This is a genomic window from Paraburkholderia sp. SIMBA_027 (assembly GCF_046535315.1).
In the GTDB taxonomy this organism is placed as follows: domain Bacteria; phylum Pseudomonadota; class Gammaproteobacteria; order Burkholderiales; family Burkholderiaceae; genus Paraburkholderia; species Paraburkholderia tropica.
Genome location: NZ_JAWRWY010001439.1, coordinates 1 through 242, shown reverse-complemented (window position 1 = coordinate 242; position 242 = coordinate 1). Strand labels below are relative to the sequence as shown.

Genomic DNA, 242 nt, shown 5'->3' with positions numbered 1-242 from the left:
CAATTGCGCGAGCGGCTTTTTCAGGCGCCGTGCAAGTTGCTCGTCGAGCGACGCGGGCCCGGCGCGCCTCTGCACCAGCCAGGCAGCAAATGCCGGATGCGCGTGCGCCACCGGTTCCACTTGCTCGCGCCAGAAATCGGCGGCCATTTCGAAACGCAATGCGGCGTCGTCGGCTTCCATCTCGAACGCGAACGGCATCGCGGCGGCAAACGGCGCTTCCTGCAACGCGCGCTGACAGAACG

Annotated in this window: 1 protein-coding gene; it reads right to left on the bottom strand. The window is 66.5% G+C overall.

Features of this window, described 5'->3' with window-relative positions; genetic code table 11:
• The coding region (locus SB764_RS43940) for a hypothetical protein (protein ID WP_410867304.1) at positions 1–242 on the bottom strand (242 nt) is incomplete at both ends.